Below are 18,411 nucleotides of genomic sequence, written 5' to 3' on the forward strand. Positions count from 1 at the left end.
AATACATTAGTTTCTTTACACTATCATTATATAAGCTAAAAATTTAAAATCAATATATAAAAAAATAAAAAACAAAAAGCAGGAATAAATCCTGCCTTTAATTTAAAATTATAAAAATTTTAGGTCTTATTTTTGAATTATATCCAAAGTTTCAGCGTCAAGTTCTACGTCATCTCCGTTTACTACATCAATTTCATAAACTAATTTTCCTTGATCATTGAAGTCTAATTCATAAGATTTTACAAAGCCCTTGTTATTTTCCAAAGCTTTTGCTATAGCTTCTTTTGGAGCTTTAACTTTTGTAAAGTCAATTGCCTTATCGTCTTCTTTGTCATCATCTTTATCTTGTTCTTTTGATAAAACTTCTCCGCTTTCAGCATCGATTTTTGCTTCAAATTCTTCATTATCTTTGAAACCTTTGATGTCATAAGCATATTTTCCATTATCTTCGTCAAATTCAAGTGATGAAACTTCTATACCATCAACTTTAAAAGCTTCTTTGAATTTATTAACAGCATCATCAAGAGAAACTTTGAATTCTTTTTCTTCAATTCCTGTTGTAGCTTCGTCAACTTTTTCTTTAGCTTGGTCTTTTTTCTCTTCAGCCTTATCTTTTACTGAAGAAACTTCCTCAGAAACTGCAGCTTTAGCATTGCTTGCTGCATCTTTTGCATCTTCCTTTGCCTTATTTGCATTTTCTCCAGAACAAGCTGAAAGTAAAAGTGCTAATGCAAGAGCTGATGCTCCGTATTTTAAATTTTTTAATTTCATAAAATCCCTCCGATTTATTAAATATTTCTATCCTAATATACTTCTTTAAACAAATTAATCAAGTTATTAAAAAAATTAATATTTATCAAAAGAAATTTTAATTTTATTAATATATTGCTTTACAAATAAAAAGATGCTATCTCACAACGAATTAATAATTCATATTATGCAATAGCATCTTTATCTTTTTATTGTTTTTTTCAAAAGTTTATTAAATATTTTCTATTTATATATTTATATTTTTTCTACACTCTCATCAAATCCTAATATATAGGTTAAAACTGCTGATACTACAACGCATATTCCAAGTCCTATCAAGGCATTAATCATGTTACCTGATTCCCCTCCCGAAAATGATGGTAGGGTTGTTAGTCCACCGTAGGTAAAGGCGAATGATTTTACATGGCTAAATCCTATATAAGCTCCTCCAACAGCTCCTCCTATTAAAGCAGATATAAAAGGTTTCTTTAGTGGAATAGCTACACCGTAAATTGCTGGCTCTGTTATTCCTGAAAAAGCTATTGTCAACGCTGTTGTTAGTGCATATCTTTTAAATTTCTTGTTTTTTGATCTTAAAAATACTCCTATAGCTGATCCCATCATTGCAAAGTTTGTTGCAAATGTAAATGGAACTATATAATCATAGCCTTGTCCTGCTATATTTTGAATCATTATAGGATTTACTGCCCAGTGTAGTCCTACTGAAACTAATCCGTTCCATCCTCCACCTACAAAAGCTCCAGCTAATAAAGCATTCTTTTCAATTAACCCATTGATAAATCCAGCTATTGCATTACTTATAAATACTGTTGCTGGTCCTATTGTTATTAATGTTAGAGGTATCATAATAATAAAACTTATTAGAGGGAGGAATACTAATTGTCCCCCTTCTGGAATAACTTTTTTCAAAAATCTTTCTAAATATGAATAAACAAAAATAGATGTAACTATTGGAAGTACTGTTGAAGGATATCCCATTAATACTACTGGTATTCCAAAAAATTCACTTCTAGCTCCGTTACCTATATCTCCCATCATTTCTGCGATTTTAGGATTTATCAAAGCTGCTCCTATAACCATAGCTATAATTGGATTTACTTTCAAATATCTTGCTGTTGTGTAAGCTAACATAATTGGCAAGAAATAAAATACTGACATAGCAGCCACTTCAAGAATTTGTGCTGTTCCGCTATCAGGATTTAATAAACCAAATTGGATTGCTAAAAGGGTTAATCCTCTTAAAACACCTGCTCCAGCAAAGGCTGGTAAAATTGGTGCAAATATACCAGATACAAAGGTAAAGAAGTTAAATTTTGTTTTTTCTTCTTTTTCTATACTTTCATTTGATGCTTTGCCACCATTTAGTAATTTTTCTACTTCAGCATGAACACTTGCAACATTTGAACCTATTACAACTTGTAATTGTCCACCACTTTCAAGTACTGATACAACCTTTTCATTAGCTTTTAATTTGTCTTTGTTTGCTATACTATTATCTTTTAATTTGAATCTTAATCTTGTTGCACAATGTGATACAGAATAAATATTATCCTTACCACCAACATTGTCAATTATAAATTGTGCTAATTCTCTCATTTTTTCCTCACTTATAATTATTTTTCTATTTGGCCAATCATCTTAACTCTATTCTCGTGCCTTCCGCCTTCGAATTTAGCATCTAGCCATTCTTTTACTATCATTTTTGCAAGTTCTGGTCCAATCACTCTTGATCCAAAAGCTAATATATTTGTATTGTTGTGTTCTTTTGATAGTTTAGCAGAATATGGTTCACTACAAACAACAGCTCTTATTCCCTTTACTTTGTTTGCAGCAATTGAAATTCCTACACCTGTTCCACAGATTAAAATACCACAATCAAAATTTCCGGAAACTACTTCTTCAGCAACTTTTTTTCCATATATTGGATAGTCTGTTCTTTCAGAAGAATAAGCTCCAAAATCTTCAACTTCATGTCCCAACTCTTTAAGATAATCAATAATTATTGGTTTAAATTCAATTCCTACATGATCTGATCCTATAGCTATTTTCATTTGTCCCTCCTTTTTATAATTCTCTTAGCTCTTTAATTATTTCTTTATAAGGTTTACCTTTTCCAAATAAAGATGATGTGCCTAAAACAAATCCTTTCACACCCTTATTACTTAACATTTTTATTTTTTCTGGTGATATTGCCCCGTCAACTATTATTTCAAAGTCATAAGAATTTTTTATTTCTAATAATTCATCTATCTTCTTATTAACATAATCTAAATATTTTTGACCAGCAAAACCTGGATTTACAGTCATAACCATTACATAATCTACAATGTCAAGAATTGGTTTTATAGATTCTATAGATGTTGCAGGATTTATTACTACAGCAGGCTTTACACCATTTTCTTTTATTTTTGATAAGGTTCTGCCCAATTGCTTATCTGATTCAGGATGAACATAAATTATATCTGCTCCAGATTTTGTAAATAAATCTATATGTTTGTATGGATCTTCTATCATAAGATGGACATCTACACTTATATTTGATAATTTCTTTATAATTTCTAAATCTTGTATTCCCATCCCAAAATTAGGAACAAAACTTCCATCCATAATATCAATATGAAAGCTGTCAATACCTGCTTCTTTTAAATCCTTAACCTCATTTTCTAAATCTGAAAAATCAGCACACATCATTGAGGGTAGTAATAATTTTTCTTTCAATAATTTCTCCTTCCTATTATTTGAGTAATCCTTTACTCAAATCAAAAAATCATTTTCCCAAGACAAATATTTCTGTTTCTTATTTTAAATTATTATTTTAAAAAATATGCTTCAAAATATAGTTCTAGGAATTTAAAATTTCTTTTTGAGTAATCCTTTACTCAAGCTTTGCAAAATTGTTTTATTTTCGTTTTTATTATATACTATATTTAAAATGATGTCAAGAAAGTTGGGTAATTATGAAAACATTAACCATTAAAGATATAGCGGAGCTTGCTGATGTATCGGTGGCGACCGTTTCAAGAGTAATAAATAATAACGGAAGATTTTCTGAAGAGACTAGAAAAAAAGTCTTAGATATTATAGAAAAAACTGGTTATAAAACTAATTATATGGCAAAATCTCTTAGAACAAATAAGTCCTATACCATCGGCGTTATTGTTCCTGATATAAGTAATTATTTTTTCTTTTCTATAGTTGAAAAAGTTGAGCAGGTTATGTTTGAAAAAAACTTTACAACAATTATTTGTAACACTGATAGAAGTATTAAAAAAGAAAAAGCCTATCTTGAACTTCTTGAAAGCAAAAAAATTGATGGGCTTATAGTAATTTCTGGCGCAGAAAACTTTGCATTTCCACAAAATGAAATCCCTTATGTCTGCATAGATAGGGAACCTATAGATAAATCAAAAACCATATTTATATCTTCCAATCATTATAAGGGTGGATATATGGCAACAAAAGAGCTTATAAAAAGAGGATCAAAAAATCCTTGTATTGTTTATTATAATGATAAGGCAACTTATTCTAAAAATAGAATTTCTGGATTTGAAGCGGCTTTAAAAGATGAAAATTTAAAAATTTCTAAGTATTCAAAATTAAAATCGGATCCTTTATCAATAGATATGTATTTGAAAAAAATTTTAAAAGGAAAAGTTGATTCTATTTTTGCTATAAATGATAATGTTGCTATGGATGTTTTGTTAAGTTTAAATGAAAACAAAATTAAAGTTCCTGATGATGTTCAAGTTATTGGTTTTGACGATAATATTAATGATAAGTATATGTATCCTTCTTTATCAACAATAAGGCAAAATGTTGACGAAATTGCAAGAAATTCTGTTGATGCTTTGATTAAGCTTATGAATCAAGAAGAAAAACCTGGCAAGTCAATTACAATTGATGTAGAACTTGTTTTAAGAAATAGTACGAAAATTTTGTAATTTTGAAACTAAAAAGATAATGCCAATCATTAAATTAGCATTATCTTTTTTACTTGTTTATTATTTATTTTTAATTATAGTTCCTATTGTTAATCTTTCCAAAATTTTAAACTCTATATTTTTCTTCTCCATTCAAATAAGTAGCTTTTAAATTTAAATCGTAATCTAAAAGGATAAAATCTGCATCATAGCCTACTTTTATTTTTCCGCAAACATCATCTATTCCTACGGATTTTGCTGGGATTAAGGATGCCATTTGGACTGCTTCAAAAACATCTACTATATCCCAATCAACCACATTTTGAACGGCTTCTTTTAGTTTTAAAATTGATCCTGCAAGGTTTCCTGATTCTAGCCTTGCTGTTCCATTTTCTACTTTTACTGGAAACTCTCCCAACTTGTATGATCCGTCTGGCATGCCTCCTGCCATCATGCAATCTGTTATTAGGGCGATTTTATCATAGCCTTTTTTGTTTATTAAAACTTCTGCTGCTGCTGGATTTACATGGTGACCGTCGCAAATTAATTCTGAAATTGCATCTGAATTCATGGCAGCTCCAACCATGCCAGGATTTCTGTGGTGAAGGCCGCTCATGGCATTATAGGTGTGAACAAAAATATTTGCCCCAGACTCCACTGCATTCATAGCCTCATCATATGATGCATCGGAATGGCCAAGAGCAACATAAACTCCCATGGCGTTTGCTTTTTTTATAAATTCTTCTGCCCCAGCTCTTTCTGGTGCAATGGCTATTTTATTTACAAGACCTTTTGACAATTCTTTCCATTTTTTTAATTTTTCTATGTCAGGATCTGACATATATTTTTCGTTTTGGGCGCCCTTATATTTTTCTGTGAAAAATGGGCCTTCCAAAAATATTCCTCTGACTTTTGCTCCACTTACATCTTCGTATTCTTCTCCAACAACTTTTACTGCCTCATTTAACCTTTCTGTTGAGTCGGTTAGAGTTGTTGGCAAAAATGATGTAACTCCTGTTTCAAGTAAGCCCTTTGAAATTATATCCAAAGCTCCTTTTTTCGCATTCATTATATCTTCGTTTTTGTAGCCGTGAATGTGGGTGTCAACAAGTCCTGGAGCCAAAATTCCTTCTAAATAAGTGAAATTTTCAGGCTCATTTTTTGAAAGGGACTTTATTTTCCCATTTTCTACTTCTACAAATAAATCTTTTTCAATTTTTTCTTCTAATATTACATAATCTGCTTTATAAATCATAAAATCTCCTTTTTCCTATTTTTAAGATACCCTTTTTTTATAAAATTAAAAAATTGACGAAATATTTTTATTGTGGTGATATTATTCAAAAGAAATTAAAAGCTTACAAAAAGAAGAGTAGCTTTAAATAATGATTAAAGAGAGCTTTGTTGTGGTGAAAAAAGCAGATTTGTTTTAGGTGAAGATGGTCTTTTTAGCTTAACTTGTGATATGTAGCAGGTTAGGGCTATGCCCCTTACAGCAGATAGTATTGTTTGATACCTACTAAGTCTATTATTGTGAAATAATGGAAAAATAAAGTGGTAATGCGAGTCTTCGTCCTTTGGATGAAGGCTCTTTTTTATTTGAAAATTAGAAAGGAAATATTATGCCAGTTATTTTATCGGATAAGCTTATTAAAGAAGAAGTTTTGAAAAAAGAAAATATTTTTACTATTAATGAAAAAAGGGCTCAAAGTCAGGATATTAGGCCCTTAAAGCTTGCCATAGTTAATTTGATGCCCAACAAGGAGGTGACTGAAATTGACCTTTTAAAATTAATTTCTGCCAATTCTTTACAAATTGAAGTTGATTTTATTAGGACTGTAACTTACAAAAACAACACTCTGATTCTAAAAGACTTGAAAGTTTGTACAAGTCCTATGATGATATTAAGGATGAAAAATATGATGGGATGATTATTACAGGAGCTCCCATAGAAAATATAGATTATGATGATATAAAATATTGGCAAGAGCTTAAGAAAATTTTTGATTATGCAAGAAAAAATGTTTATTCTACTATTTTTATTTGTTGGGCACCCCTTGCTGCCTTAAATTATTATTATTATTATGGGATTGATGCTTTTTCTTATGATGAGAAATTTCTGGTGTATATCCATTTTTAAAAGAAAATAATAGTAGACTTTTTGATGGTTTTGATGATGTTTTTAATATGCCCCAATCAAGGTATAAGGGAGTTGATCCTAGCCTTTTAGATCCCTTTGATGACCTTGAAGTTTTGGAAAAATCAGACCATATTGGCCTAAGCCTTGCTGCAAGTAAAGACCTTAGGTTTATATTCTCTCTGGGACATTTTGAATACGGAAAATATAATCTTGATAAGGAATATAAGAGAGATTTAAAAAAGGATAAAAGTACCAAAAAGCCTGTAAATTATTATTTTGAGAATAGCTCAAAGGTTAATGTGTCCTGGAAATCTGCATCAAGTCTTTTTTATTCAAATTGGATAAATTATGCAGTTTATCAAAATACACCCTTCAAAATTGAAAATATAGAAAGTAAGTCCGTATCAAAATTTGGGGGCTCTTCCCTTTCTGATGCTGGCCAATTTAAAAGGGTTAAGGATATTATAAACAAAAAATCTGACAGGGACCTTATTGTAGTTTCTGCTCCTGGAAAAAGAAATGATTAAGATATTAAGGTTACTGACTTATCAATCTCTCTTACCGATTCAAATCAAAAAATTGATAGGCTAGAAAAAGAGCTTTTAGCAAATGAAAATATTAGAGATGAAATTTTATCAAGGCTTAGGGAGAGATTCTATGAAATAATTCATGACTTGGATCTTAAAATAAGTCTTAAAAAAGAAATTGATAAGTCCTTGGATATTTTAAAAAATTCCTTAAAAAGAGACTACAATTTATCAAGGGGCAATTCCTGTAATTGAAAATCTTTATACCATTAGCATCTTGGATGAAGTTGAGGAAATAAGTGGGATTTTTAATGGATCTTGTAACTTTATTTTATCAAAAATGGAAGAAGGCTATAGTTTTAAAGACGCCCTAGAAAAAGCCCAAGACTTAGGCTTTGCAGAAGCTGATCCAAAAGATGACATAGAAGGCTATGATTCTATGAGAAAACTTAGGATAGCTGCATCGATTTTATTTAGAAAAGAAATAAAAGAAGAAGACATAGACCTTGAAGGAATTACAAAAATAAAAAAAGACCATGTAAAATAGCAATTGAAAGAGGGCTCACAAATTTAAATTATTTTTAAAATTATTGCAAACCACTTGCAAGTAAAATTTTTTTATAGTAAAATTATTGAGACAATATTGCAAATCATTCGCAAAAGGAGATTTTATGAAAGAAAAAAGAAAAATATTTCTAGGAATTTTTCTAATTTTTGGATTATTTTTGGCATCTTGTTCTAATAATGCTAAAAATATTTCAAAAAAGGAAAATTCTTCTGATAAAAAATTAATCTACACTAGCTTTTTTCCTGTAGAAGAGCTTACCAAAAGAATTGTCGGTGATAAATTTGAAGTGAAATCAATTATAGATAAAAGCCAAGAGCCTCATTCTTTTGAGTTAAAAACTGAAGATATAAAAAATATAATCAAGGCTGACTTGGTTATTTATAATGGAGCAGGTATGGAAACTTTTATCGATGATTTGAAAAATTCTTCTGATGATAAGGAGAAATTCGTCGATCTTTCAAAAAATTTGACCCTTCTTTCATCTGCTAAGGATGGAAAAGTTTCTAAGGATAAGGTCAATCCCCATACTTGGCTTTCTATTAAAAATGCCATGGTTGAGCTAGAGGAAATTTATGAGAAAGTTTCAAAAATAGATCCTTCGAATAAGGATTTTTATAAGAAAAATCTTGATAAAAACCTTGATATGTTTAAAAAAATGGATGAAAAGTTTGCAAACGAGCTTAAGGATGTTGATGAAAATAAGAGATATTTTGTAGTTTCCCATGCAGCTTTTAATTATCTAGCTGATGATTATAATTTAAAACAAGTCGCTGTTACAGGAATTTCTCCTGAAGATGAGCCTTCTGCTAAGCAATTAAAAACAATTGCTGATTTTGTAAAAAAACATGATATTTCTACCATATTTTTTGAAGGAAAGGCTACTCCAAAGGTAGCTGAAACTTTGGCAAAATCTACAAATACAAAAACTTCTACCTTATACACTATGGAAAATTTGACCAAAGAAGAAGCTAAGATGGGCTATTTGAAACTTATGGAAGAAAATTTAAAGTCCTTGAAAGAGTCTTTTGATGAGTAATTATGCCTTAGAGATTGAAAATTTATATTTTTCTTATGAAAATGAAAATATTTTAGAAGATCTATCTATGAAGATTGAAGAAGGGAAATTCGCCTTAATTATTGGTGAAAATGGAGCTGGAAAGACAACTCTTATTCGTTTGATTTTAAATCAATTAAAAAAAGATTCAGGAAGTATAAAGATTTTTTCTGATCCTATAGAAAAATCTAATCACTACCAAGATTTGGCTTATATTTCCCAAGCTTCAGTAGCTTCTTTTAAGCTTTTTCCTACAAATGTGAAAGAAGTCATACAAAATCACTTAAAATTTTTGAAAAAATCTTATGATATTGATAAGTTGTTGGAAGATTTTGATTTGATTAAGCAAAAAAACCATGCCTTATCAGACTTATCGGGTGGGCAAATTCAAAGACTTTCTTTGATTTTGGCCTTTATAAAGGATGCTAAAATTTTGATTTTAGATGAGCCTACTGCCGCAATAGATATGAAATTTTCTAAGGATTTTTATGAACATTTGAAAAATTTAAGTAAAAAAGGAAAGACTATTTTGATGATAAGTCATGATTACAAGCTTGCTTCTATTTTTTCTGACGAGATTTTTCATTTATCTGACAAGAAGATTAGAAAAATCGATAGGACAAGGCTAAGAGAGGGGTTGGGAGATTTTTATGTTTAATATTTTTGAATATGATTTTATGCAAAGAGCCTTTATTGCTGGGGCTTTGATTGCTGTAATTCTTCCTTGTATCGGTCAATTGGTTTTGATTAAAAGGCTTTCTATGATTGGCGATACTCTTTCCCATTCGTCTTTGGCAGGTCTTAGTATTGGACTTTGTTTTGGAATTAGTCCAATTCTTTCTGCAATGCTTTTTTGTGTTTTCGCTGCCTTTTCCATTGAAGTTATTAGAAATAAATTAAAAAATTACCAGGAAGTTTCTACAGTAATTATTCTTGCAGCCTCTATTGGAATTGCAGGAATTATGGCTGACTTATCAGCAAGTGCAAACGCAATTTGTTCATATCTTTTTGGTTCCATTGTTACCATATCCGACCAAGAATTTTATTTATTAATTGCTTTGAGTCTTTGTTTTTTAGTAATTTATTTTACTTATTACAATGATTTTTACCTTTTACTTTTTGACCCAACATCCGCTCAAATTTTGGGACTTAGGGTCAAGTTTTTAAATTTTACCATTAGTTTTTTGACGGCAATTGCTGTTGCAATTTCTGCAAAAACTATTGGATCTTTGATCGTTTCGTCACTTTTAGTCATACCTTCAATAATGGCTATAGAAATTTGTAAATCTTATAAAAAATCACTCATGCTTTCAATTATATTTTCATTAATATTTGTATTTTTGGGTTTGTTCTTATCTTATATTTTTAACCTAAGACCTGGTTCAGTTATAGTTTTGATTGCAGTTTTGAGTTTGATTTTAGTACTTTTAATAAAAAAATAGGAGCTTATATGAAAAATAAAAAATTACTCGCCCTAGTTTTGGCTACTTCTTTTGTTTTAACATCATGTTTTAGCAAAAACAAGGAAAATATTATAGATAAAAAGGAAAAAAAGCTAAGTGTAAAAACTGAACAAAAAATTAAAGAAGATAAAACTACAGAAGTTTTATTAGATTCAGAAATTAAAAAGGAAGATATAGTAAAGTTCTTTAAACACGGGGATCATTGGCATATTTTTACAAAAGATGGTAAGGAGCATATATCCTACAAAGATCCTAATTCTTTTGGAAAAGATGGAGGAGTTGACCTTGTTGATGTAGTTGATAAGAACAAGTTAAAAGATAAAAATGTAGTTGCAATAAAAAAACACGGAGACCACTGGCATGTTTATACAAAAGACGGGGGCGAATATTTAACATATGAAAATCCCTCAGGGCTTTTTCCAAATATAAAAGTTGGAATATATACAGGAAGTCATGGTTCAAATTCTACACATACCTCATCAGCCCTAAGTAAAAATTCTTCCCAAAAACTTTCAGGAGATAGGGTTGTAAAAATACTAAGACATGGAGACCACTGGCATATCTATACAGCAAATGGAAATGAATTTATTTCATATACAAACCCAAGCTCTGCCTATCCAAATATAAGGATTGGAACATATAGAGGAAGTCATGGATCAAATTCACAAAATATAGCAAACAATTCTAATAATATTGTAAAAACAGATAAGAAAAACCATCAAGTTTTTGAAAACAATAAACAAATAGGTAATAGTCAAACAACAAAACCAATATATAGGAAAGAAAATTACGAAAATCAAAGAATAAATGCTATTAAAAACTTAAAATTAATTCCAATTTTAGGACAAGGAAAGATAAATAGGTTTGATATTGTGAAAATTCTTGTACACCAAGACCACTATCATATTTACGATTCAAACAACAGAGAAGCTATAACTTATACCAACCCAATAAATTTATTTCCTAATGCATATTTTGGTGAATATGGAAATAAGAGCCATAAAGAAGTAGCTGAAAATAATAGTTCTCATGTTAAACCTGAAATTAAACCTAATGAGAATAAAAAACCTCATGCTAAACATGAAATTAAACCTAATGAAAATGAAAAGCCTCAAATTAAACCTGATGAAAATAAAATACCTCAAGTTAAACCTGAAGAGAATAAAAAACCTGAAATTAAACCTGATGAAAATGAAAAGCCTCAAGTTAAGCCTGATGAAAATAAAATACCTCAAGTTAAACCTGAAGAGAATAAAAAACCTGAAATTAAACCTAATGAAAATGAAAAGCCTCAAGTTAAGCCTGATGAAAATGAAAAACCTAATGTTAATCCTAAAGAAGATGAAAAATGGCCAAGTGGAATTACAAAAATAATAGACCACAAAGACCACTGGCACCTATATAAGGGAGATGAAGAAGTAGGCGTTGTAAAAGAAAATCCAAAAAATATTTATCCTGATGCTGAATATATAGTGGAAAAATCAGAAAGTGACAATATAGCCGTAGCTGACGATGAAATTTTTAACTACCAAGATATAAGGGCTGAGCTAATAAAGGGAGTAATCCCATATCTTGAAGGAGATCTTTCCAAATTTACAAATTATGGAAATCTATCTCAAGAAGATGCAGTTTATGGGTCAAATGGAGTAAGGGAAAATATATTCTATTGGTTCCACCAAAACCACTATCATGCCAAAACTATAAAACAAATAATTCAAATGGAAAAAGATAATAAATTTGGAAAATTCACAGCCAAAGATGTAGTAAAAACTATAAAATACAAGATAGAAAATCCAAAAACACAACTTGAATACAAACCTGAAGTAAATATTGAAGATGTAAAAGAATTCTTGAAAAACCACTACCAAGTAGAATCTTATGATATCTTAAACATTGGCGATTCACTAGTCCAAGTATTTATAAAAGAAGAAACCCTAAATTTCTACCTAAGAGATTTTGAAATGAAAGATGGAAAACTATCCTATAAAAAACAATTGCCAGTAGTCCAAGATAAAAAAGAAGAAAGTGAAGAAGAAAATATCGAAGAGAATATCAAAGAAGATGAAATAAAAGATAATTCAGAAGATAAAAAAATAGAAAAGACAGAAAAAATCGAAAATAAGAAAAAAAATCAAATAGAAAATACTAAAATAGACGATACAAATAATACAGAAAATAAAAAAGACCAAACAAAGCAAAATCAAGAAGAAAAAGAAGATAAGCTTGAAACAGAAAATAATATAGATAAATAAGCAGTCTCAACTAGCTTAATTTATGAAATTTATAAACTTTAGGGATACTTGTGCCATATTAAGGCACAGGCATCCTAGTTAAGAAGGCTTATACTTTTTTAAGCATTAATAGTTGACCTAGCTAAAATTAAAATCCTGCCTAAGCAGGATTTTAATTTAAAATATTATTTTCTTTGATCTTCAATTCTTTCAATTCCCCTTATAATTTTTTCAGCAATTTGATTTCTCTTTTTGCTCATCCTAAAGGAGACTACCCTTCTTAGGGCCTTTGGGTTGAAAGATTTCTTTCTTTTATAAAAATTATCCACCCTTTGGGTCATTTTTTCTTGGAAATTTTCTTCGATTTCATCCAATTCCTTTTGGAAATTAGTCAAGTTTACAACCGTAAGAGTTATATCTGAAGAATGAATGCTAATTAAAATAAAAGGCAAAATTATAGCCAAAATTTCTGGCAAAATGGAATAAAAATTTTCAGCCTTTGGAATTAAATAATCCATAACCAAAATTGCCGCAAGACCAAAGCCAACCGATGTTGGAACAGACGTTCTGCCATTTATATTCAAAGGAAGGTTCGAATAATCCCACCATCTTGCATGAAATAATTTTTCAAGAATGTAGGAAGTTGGATATTCCAATACCATAGAAACAAGAAATCCCACAATAAAAATTTGTAGGACAGAAAGTTTTTCCAAAACTCCCCTATTTATTAAATCATAGGCAAAAAGAGCAAAAATCGAACCAGCTCCATAAATAGGACAAAGAGGTCCATACAAAAAGCCCCTATTTTGCCATTTTTGGTTTTGAATAGTGCAATAAATACTCTCCCAAACCCAGCCCAAAAGGGCAAATAAAAAATAAAAAATTATATACCTATTAATTACCATAAACCACCTGTTTCTTTCTTTTCGTATTATTATTTATATTATAAGCGATTTTTGGAAAATATAAAATAAAAGAAATGTTTTGAAATATATATGATAAACCTATATTTTTAAATGTTTTTAAAAGCAAAATTTAATAAAGAGATCTCTCGACTACTAAAACTTGTTTGCTTTGTAGACTTTTTCGTGTTTTCACACTAGTTTTAGGGATAAATGTGCCAAATCAAGGCACATTTATCTGCTTGAGATGGGTTATGACTGTCTTAGCTTAATTCTACGTTTGTTATAATTTAAAATATAAACAATCTAATCTAATAAAGTCAAACTATGAAATCTCAAAAAATCTCAGCGCAAATGAAAACTAAACCAGAGAAATACCCATCCCGACCGTAGTGGAGGGATCTCTTGATTTTCTTTGCACTGATGCACATTTAAAGCTTGAGATCTCTCGACTTCGCTCGAGATGGGTGATTGTTATATTCATTTAATACTGCGTTTATTTTAAGCTAACCTTATATTTTAGTTTTTATATTTTTAAAAATTTTTAATATTATACTAAAAATAAAGCACTAATCAAAATATAAAATCTAGCCAAAACTTAGTACTAATAAGATACCTAAACAAAGAAACACCCATCCCGACCGCAGTGGAGGGATCTCTTGGACTTTCTTTGTTGCTATGCACTCTTTAAACCTTGAGATCTCTCGTCAAGCTCGAGATGGGTTATTGTTATATTAATTTGATTCTACGTTTTTTAAAATACTCTTATATATAATCTTATATTTTTAAAAATTTTTAATATTATACTAGAAATAAAGCATTAATTAAAATATAAAATCTAGCCAAAACTTAGTACTAATAAGATACCTAAACAAAGAAACACCCATCCCGACCGCAGTGGAGGGATCTCTTGGATTTTCTTTGCACTAATGCAAACTTAAAGCTTGAGATCTCTCGGCAGGCTCGAGATGGGTGATGATTATCTTAGTTTGGTTCTGCCTTTTATTTTAAATTCTTCTTTATTTTAATTTTATTTTTTAAATTTAAACAATTATAGAAATAATCTCTCAAATTATTCAAATTTTTTAAATTTAGTCCAAAAATTTAAAGTAAATCCTACTTTTCTTCCCACAAATTTGGTGAATAGATTCCTTTTTTAAACATTTTTTTGAATTCTTCTTGGGCTGGTTTTAAATCTTCTTTGTAGGTGATTCCAATCCACTCATCGTCGGTTGGGATTACTTTTACTTTTGCTTTTTTATCTTCCAACAACTCTTCTATCATATCTGCCAAAATATATTCAGCCTTCATCAAATCATCTTTATTTTTTTCTAGGTAATTTTCAAAATATTTTTCGCTTATTTCTATAAATTCTGGAAAAGATGCCCAAACATTCATGGAAACCAAGGATTCTAAATTTAGAAAATCTGCTGGTCGATTTTCTTCTGATACTATTTTCCCGCCCTTATTTTCGATTGCATGGGTTTCTTTTATGTTTATAAGCTCATGATTTTCATTTTCAAGGCAAACTCCCCTGTTTACGGCTCCATTGTCTGATAGGGTGTTTTTTAATTTGTAGCCTGCCATGGCGATTTGAATTTCATTTTTATTTAAATTTTCTGGATTATTTAAATATTTATACATCAATTCAAAAACTTCTCTCCCATAATAATCATCTGCATTTATTATTAAAAATGGCTCATTTATAAATTCTTTTGCAGAAAGTATGGCTGGAACTGTTCCCCATGGTTTTTTTCTTTCTTTTGGAACGGTAAATCCTTTAGGAAGTTCATTTTTTTGGAAGGCATATTCCACATCAATTACTTTTTCAATTCTTTTTCCCAAAATTTCCTTAAAATCTTTTTCAATTTCTTCTCTTATTATAAAAACCACCTTGTCAAAGCCAGCTTTTTTCGCATCATAAATTGAATAGTCCATAATTGTATGGCCATATTCGTCCATTTTTGCAAGTTGTTTTACGCCTGCCCCGTATCTTGAGCCAATTCCTGCTGCAAGAATTACTAAACTTGTTGTCATTATTCCCCCTCATATCCATTTGGATTATTTTTTTGCCATCTCCAAGAATCTTCGCACATCTCATCGAGTCCATTTTCACAAACCCAACCAAGAATTTTTTCAGCCTTTTTTGCAGATGCAAAACATTTTGCTATATCTCCGTCACGTCTTTTTTCAATTTTGTAGGCAATTTTTTTGCCACTTGCCTTTTCAAAGGCCTTCACCATTTCTAAAACTGAATATCCCCTTCCTGTTGCAAGGTTAAAAATTTCAACTCCATCTAATTTATCAATTTCTTCAATAGCCTTAACATGACCTTTGGCAAGATCTACAACGTGAATATAATCCCTAACTCCTGTTCCATCTTCTGTATCATAATCATCTCCAAAAACATGAAGATAAGGGAATTTTCCAATAGCAACTCCTGTAATGTAAGGAATCAAATTATTTGGAATGCCTTTTGGATCTTCTCCAATAAGACCAGATTTGTGAGCCCCAATCGGATTAAAATATCTAAGTAAAATTATTTTCCATTCATGATCAGAAACATACAAGTCTGTCATAATTTGCTCCATCATAGACTTACTCCAGCCGTATGGATTTGTACATTCTCCTTTTGGAAAATCTTCCGTAATCGGACAAGATTTTGGATCTCCATAAACTGTAGCAGATGATGAGAATACTATATTTTTTACCTTTGTATCTTTCATAGCAGAAAGAAGGCTTAAAGTTCCTGTGATATTGTTGTGATAATATTCCAAAGGCTTTTTTACACTTTCACCAACAGCTTTTAAAGCTGCACAGTGAATTACAAGGTCGATTTTTTCATTTTTTAAAACTTCCCTTAATTTTTCTCCATCAAGAACGTCAGCCTGGTAAAATTTCAATTTTTTCCCTGTAATTTTTTCAACTCTTTTTAAAGATTCTACTGAGGCATTGGATAAGTTATCGTAAATTATAACACTAAAATCCTTATCCAAAAGCTCTACTGCAATGTGAGAGCCAATAAAGCCCGCCCCACCAGTAATCATTATGTTTTTCATGTTTTCTCCTTAAATTTAAGAATTTTATTTTTTATAAATAATTTTTCTGTACTTGCTATCATTATATATAAAATATAGACTTCAATCAAGAATTGGGTAGAAGTATAAAGAGGTGAATTATGAAAATATTAATAATTGGAGGGGTTGCAGCAGGTGCTACTTGTGCAACTAACCTTAGAAAACTTTCTGATGAAAATGAAATAATTTTAATTGAAAAAGGCAGGGACACTTCTTTTAAAAATTGTGAAATTCCCTATTATCTTTCTTATATGGTCGAAGATAAAGAGGATTTGATTGCAAGAAAGCCCGAAGAATTTAAAAAGAAAAATAATATAGATGCAAGAAATTTTACAGAGGCTCTTGCCATCAATCTCCATGAAAAATATGTTGAAATCAAAGATTTAAAAACAGGAAAAACTTACAAGGAAACTTACGATAAATTAATAATAGCAACAGGAGCTTCTCCTTTTATTCCAGATTCAATCAAGGGTTTGGAAAAGGAAAGAAAAAATGTCTTTAAGGTTGAAAATGTAGTAGATGTTGAAAATATTAGAAAATATATAAAAGAAAACAAGGCAAAAAAAGTTATAGTAAACGGTGCTGGTTTTATTGGAATTGAAAGTGCAGAAAACCTAAACGAGCTTAATCTTGATGTATCACTTGTTGTAAGAAGCAGAGTTTTGGGAAATATTGACGAAGAGCTTGCAGGATTTGTAGAAGAAAATATTTCTGAGCATATAAATTTAATAAAAAACGACGAAATAGTTGAAGTAAAAGATAAAAGTCTACTTTTAAAAAGCGGAAAAGAAATTTCCTATGATGTCTTGATAAATGCCATTGGGGTTAAGCCAAATTCAAAAATTGCAGAGAATGCTGGTCTAAAACTTACAAAATCTGGCGCCATAGAAACCGACAGAAATTTATTAACAAATGATCCAGATATCTACGCTATAGGTGATGTAATAGAAGTTTATAACCCGCTTACAAAAACCAATGCAAAATTAAACCTAGCTTGGCCTGCCCATAGACAAGCAAAATTTGTAGCAAATCACATAATGGGAAAAGCAAAAAAATCCCCAACTTTTATAGGATCTTTTGCCCTAAGATCATTTGATATGAACGTGGCATCAACGGGACTTAGTAAAAAACAATTAGATGGTGCAAAAATCCCTTACAAATCAACCCTAATAACCCACAATGATTCAGTAAATATCCTTCCATATTCAAAACCAATGAACATGAAAATTTCCTTTGATCCCTACACCGGACAAATTTACGGCTTCCAAGCGGTAGGAGAAGGCGATGTGGTAAAAAGAGTTGATATAGTTGCAGGACTAATTGGTATGGGGGCAGATATTTACGATTTATACGATACAGAAATATCCTACCAACCAATTTATTCAACCCCAGAAGACGCCCTAAACACTCTAGCAAGTCAGGCTATAGATATTTTTGAAGGAAAAATAAAAAATATAGAAATTCCAAAACTTCAAGAAAGAAAAGATGAATTTATTATAGTTGACGTAAGAGAAAAAGAAGAATTTGAAAAATCCCACATAAAAGGCGCCATAAATATTCCAACAAATAAAATAGCCCCTGAAGATTTTAAAAATAAAAACAAATACCTAATCTACTGCCGAAGCGGCAACAGGGCAAAATCCGTAGTAAAAAATTTACAAAAACAAGGACTAGAAAATATTTATTACCTAGAAGGCTCAATAAATTATCTAGAAAAATACCAAAAAACTATGGGAGTAGATATTTTAGAGTAAAGAA

The 18,411-nt window shown here is 30.2% G+C and carries 15 protein-coding genes and 1 pseudogene; 8 read left to right on the plus strand and 8 right to left on the minus strand.

The genetic code is table 11. The annotated features are described in order from the left end of the window. Positions 1–126: 126 nt before the first annotated feature. The 4 genes from BN2087_RS02510 to rpe form a co-directional block, all read right to left on the minus strand. On the minus strand, positions 127–771 hold the full coding sequence (locus BN2087_RS02510) for a PepSY domain-containing protein (protein ID WP_049690322.1): 645 nt from the start codon (positions 769–771) through the stop codon (positions 127–129). 234 nt (positions 772–1,005) lie between these two features. Continuing rightward, complete coding sequence (locus BN2087_RS02515) at positions 1,006–2,367, minus strand: PTS transporter subunit EIIC (RefSeq protein WP_049690323.1); 1,362 nt, start codon at positions 2,365–2,367, stop codon at positions 1,006–1,008. Between the two features lie 17 nt (positions 2,368–2,384). Then, positions 2,385–2,822, minus strand: a complete 438-nt coding sequence (rpiB, locus tag BN2087_RS02520) for a ribose 5-phosphate isomerase B (protein ID WP_049690324.1) — start codon at positions 2,820–2,822, stop codon at positions 2,385–2,387. Positions 2,823–2,835: 13 nt separating this feature from the next. Then, positions 2,836–3,489 carry a ribulose-phosphate 3-epimerase gene (rpe, locus tag BN2087_RS02525; RefSeq protein WP_049690325.1) on the minus strand — a complete coding sequence of 218 codons (654 nt, stop codon included), beginning with the start codon at positions 3,487–3,489 and terminating at the stop codon, positions 2,836–2,838. 239 nt (positions 3,490–3,728) lie between these two features. Here rpe and BN2087_RS02530 point away from each other — a divergent pair, with 239 nt between their 5' ends. Then, a complete protein-coding gene (locus tag BN2087_RS02530) occupies positions 3,729–4,712 on the plus strand; it encodes a LacI family DNA-binding transcriptional regulator (RefSeq protein WP_049690326.1) in 984 nt (327 codons plus the stop codon). 106 nt (positions 4,713–4,818) lie between these two features. On the opposite strand, the gene nagA is transcribed toward BN2087_RS02530, so the two are convergent. Continuing rightward, positions 4,819–5,946 carry an N-acetylglucosamine-6-phosphate deacetylase gene (gene nagA, locus BN2087_RS02535; RefSeq protein WP_049690327.1) on the minus strand — a complete coding sequence of 376 codons (1,128 nt, stop codon included), beginning with the start codon at positions 5,944–5,946 and terminating at the stop codon, positions 4,819–4,821. Between the two features lie 367 nt (positions 5,947–6,313). On the opposite strand from nagA, the pseudogene BN2087_RS09180 reads away from it, so the two are divergent. From BN2087_RS09180 to BN2087_RS09365, 6 genes and pseudogenes are all read left to right on the plus strand, one after another. Then, a pseudogene (locus BN2087_RS09180) lies at positions 6,314–7,358 on the plus strand (homoserine O-succinyltransferase). Positions 7,359–7,635: 277 nt separating this feature from the next. Beyond that, positions 7,636–7,905, plus strand: a complete 270-nt coding sequence (locus BN2087_RS02545) for a hypothetical protein (RefSeq protein WP_049690328.1) — start codon at positions 7,636–7,638, stop codon at positions 7,903–7,905. Positions 7,906–8,029: 124 nt separating this feature from the next. Then, entirely contained in the window at positions 8,030–8,962 is a 933-nt protein-coding gene (locus BN2087_RS02550) for a metal ABC transporter substrate-binding protein (RefSeq protein WP_049690329.1), read from the plus strand. Then, a complete protein-coding gene (locus tag BN2087_RS02555) occupies positions 8,955–9,638 on the plus strand; it encodes a metal ABC transporter ATP-binding protein (RefSeq protein WP_049690330.1) in 684 nt (227 codons plus the stop codon). The genes BN2087_RS02550 and BN2087_RS02555 overlap by 8 nt, the downstream gene beginning before the upstream one ends. After that, a complete protein-coding gene (locus tag BN2087_RS02560) occupies positions 9,631–10,422 on the plus strand; it encodes a metal ABC transporter permease (RefSeq protein ID WP_049690331.1) in 792 nt (263 codons plus the stop codon). The genes BN2087_RS02555 and BN2087_RS02560 overlap by 8 nt, the downstream gene beginning before the upstream one ends. An 8-nt stretch (positions 10,423–10,430) precedes the next feature. Next, complete coding sequence (locus tag BN2087_RS09365; RefSeq protein ID WP_049690332.1) at positions 10,431–12,695, plus strand: hypothetical protein; 2,265 nt, start codon at positions 10,431–10,433, stop codon at positions 12,693–12,695. A 164-nt stretch (positions 12,696–12,859) separates the two neighbouring features. Here the strand turns inward: BN2087_RS09365 and BN2087_RS02570 are convergent, their stop codons facing one another. From BN2087_RS02570 to galE, 3 genes are all read right to left on the minus strand, one after another. Then, positions 12,860–13,579, minus strand: a complete 720-nt coding sequence (locus BN2087_RS02570) for a putative ABC transporter permease (RefSeq protein WP_049690333.1) — start codon at positions 13,577–13,579, stop codon at positions 12,860–12,862. A gap of 1,113 nt (positions 13,580–14,692) precedes the next feature. Next, positions 14,693–15,613, minus strand: coding sequence for a sugar phosphate nucleotidyltransferase (locus tag BN2087_RS02575; protein ID WP_049690334.1), 921 nt, complete (start codon positions 15,611–15,613; stop codon positions 14,693–14,695). Further along, entirely contained in the window at positions 15,613–16,635 is a 1,023-nt protein-coding gene (gene galE, locus BN2087_RS02580) for a UDP-glucose 4-epimerase GalE (protein WP_049690335.1), read from the minus strand. The genes BN2087_RS02575 and galE overlap by 1 nt, the downstream gene beginning before the upstream one ends. A gap of 119 nt (positions 16,636–16,754) precedes the next feature. Between galE and BN2087_RS02585 the strand changes: the two genes are divergently transcribed. Further along, positions 16,755–18,407, plus strand: a complete 1,653-nt coding sequence (locus BN2087_RS02585; protein ID WP_049690336.1) for an FAD-dependent oxidoreductase — start codon at positions 16,755–16,757, stop codon at positions 18,405–18,407. Positions 18,408–18,411: the final 4 nt, after the last annotated feature.

This window comes from Anaerococcus jeddahensis, from assembly GCF_001182725.1.
In the GTDB taxonomy this organism is placed as follows: Bacteria; Bacillota; Clostridia; order Tissierellales; family Peptoniphilaceae; genus Anaerococcus; species Anaerococcus jeddahensis.

Bases quoted from the DNA above. Each gene is read 5' to 3' on its own strand.
- BN2087_RS02515 (WP_049690323.1), bottom strand. From the start codon at position 2,367: ATGAGAGAATTAGCACAATTTATAATTGACAATGTTGGTGGTAAGGAT.
- BN2087_RS09365 (WP_049690332.1), top strand. From the start codon at position 10,431: ATGAAAAATAAAAAATTACTCGCCCTAGTTTTGGCTACTTCTTTTGTT.
- BN2087_RS02570 (WP_049690333.1), bottom strand. From the start codon at position 13,579: ATGGTAATTAATAGGTATATAATTTTTTATTTTTTATTTGCCCTTTTG.
- BN2087_RS02555 (WP_049690330.1), top strand. From the start codon at position 8,955: ATGAGTAATTATGCCTTAGAGATTGAAAATTTATATTTTTCTTATGAA.
- BN2087_RS02575 (WP_049690334.1), bottom strand. From the start codon at position 15,613: ATGACAACAAGTTTAGTAATTCTTGCAGCAGGAATTGGCTCAAGATAC.
- BN2087_RS02560 (WP_049690331.1), top strand. From the start codon at position 9,631: ATGTTTAATATTTTTGAATATGATTTTATGCAAAGAGCCTTTATTGCT.
- BN2087_RS02550 (WP_049690329.1), top strand. From the start codon at position 8,030: ATGAAAGAAAAAAGAAAAATATTTCTAGGAATTTTTCTAATTTTTGGA.
- rpiB (WP_049690324.1), bottom strand. From the start codon at position 2,822: ATGAAAATAGCTATAGGATCAGATCATGTAGGAATTGAATTTAAACCA.
- BN2087_RS02530 (WP_049690326.1), top strand. From the start codon at position 3,729: ATGAAAACATTAACCATTAAAGATATAGCGGAGCTTGCTGATGTATCG.
- BN2087_RS02585 (WP_049690336.1), top strand. From the start codon at position 16,755: ATGAAAATATTAATAATTGGAGGGGTTGCAGCAGGTGCTACTTGTGCA.
- BN2087_RS02510 (WP_049690322.1), bottom strand. From the start codon at position 771: ATGAAATTAAAAAATTTAAAATACGGAGCATCAGCTCTTGCATTAGCA.
- nagA (WP_049690327.1), bottom strand. From the start codon at position 5,946: ATGATTTATAAAGCAGATTATGTAATATTAGAAGAAAAAATTGAAAAA.
- galE (WP_049690335.1), bottom strand. From the start codon at position 16,635: ATGAAAAACATAATGATTACTGGTGGGGCGGGCTTTATTGGCTCTCAC.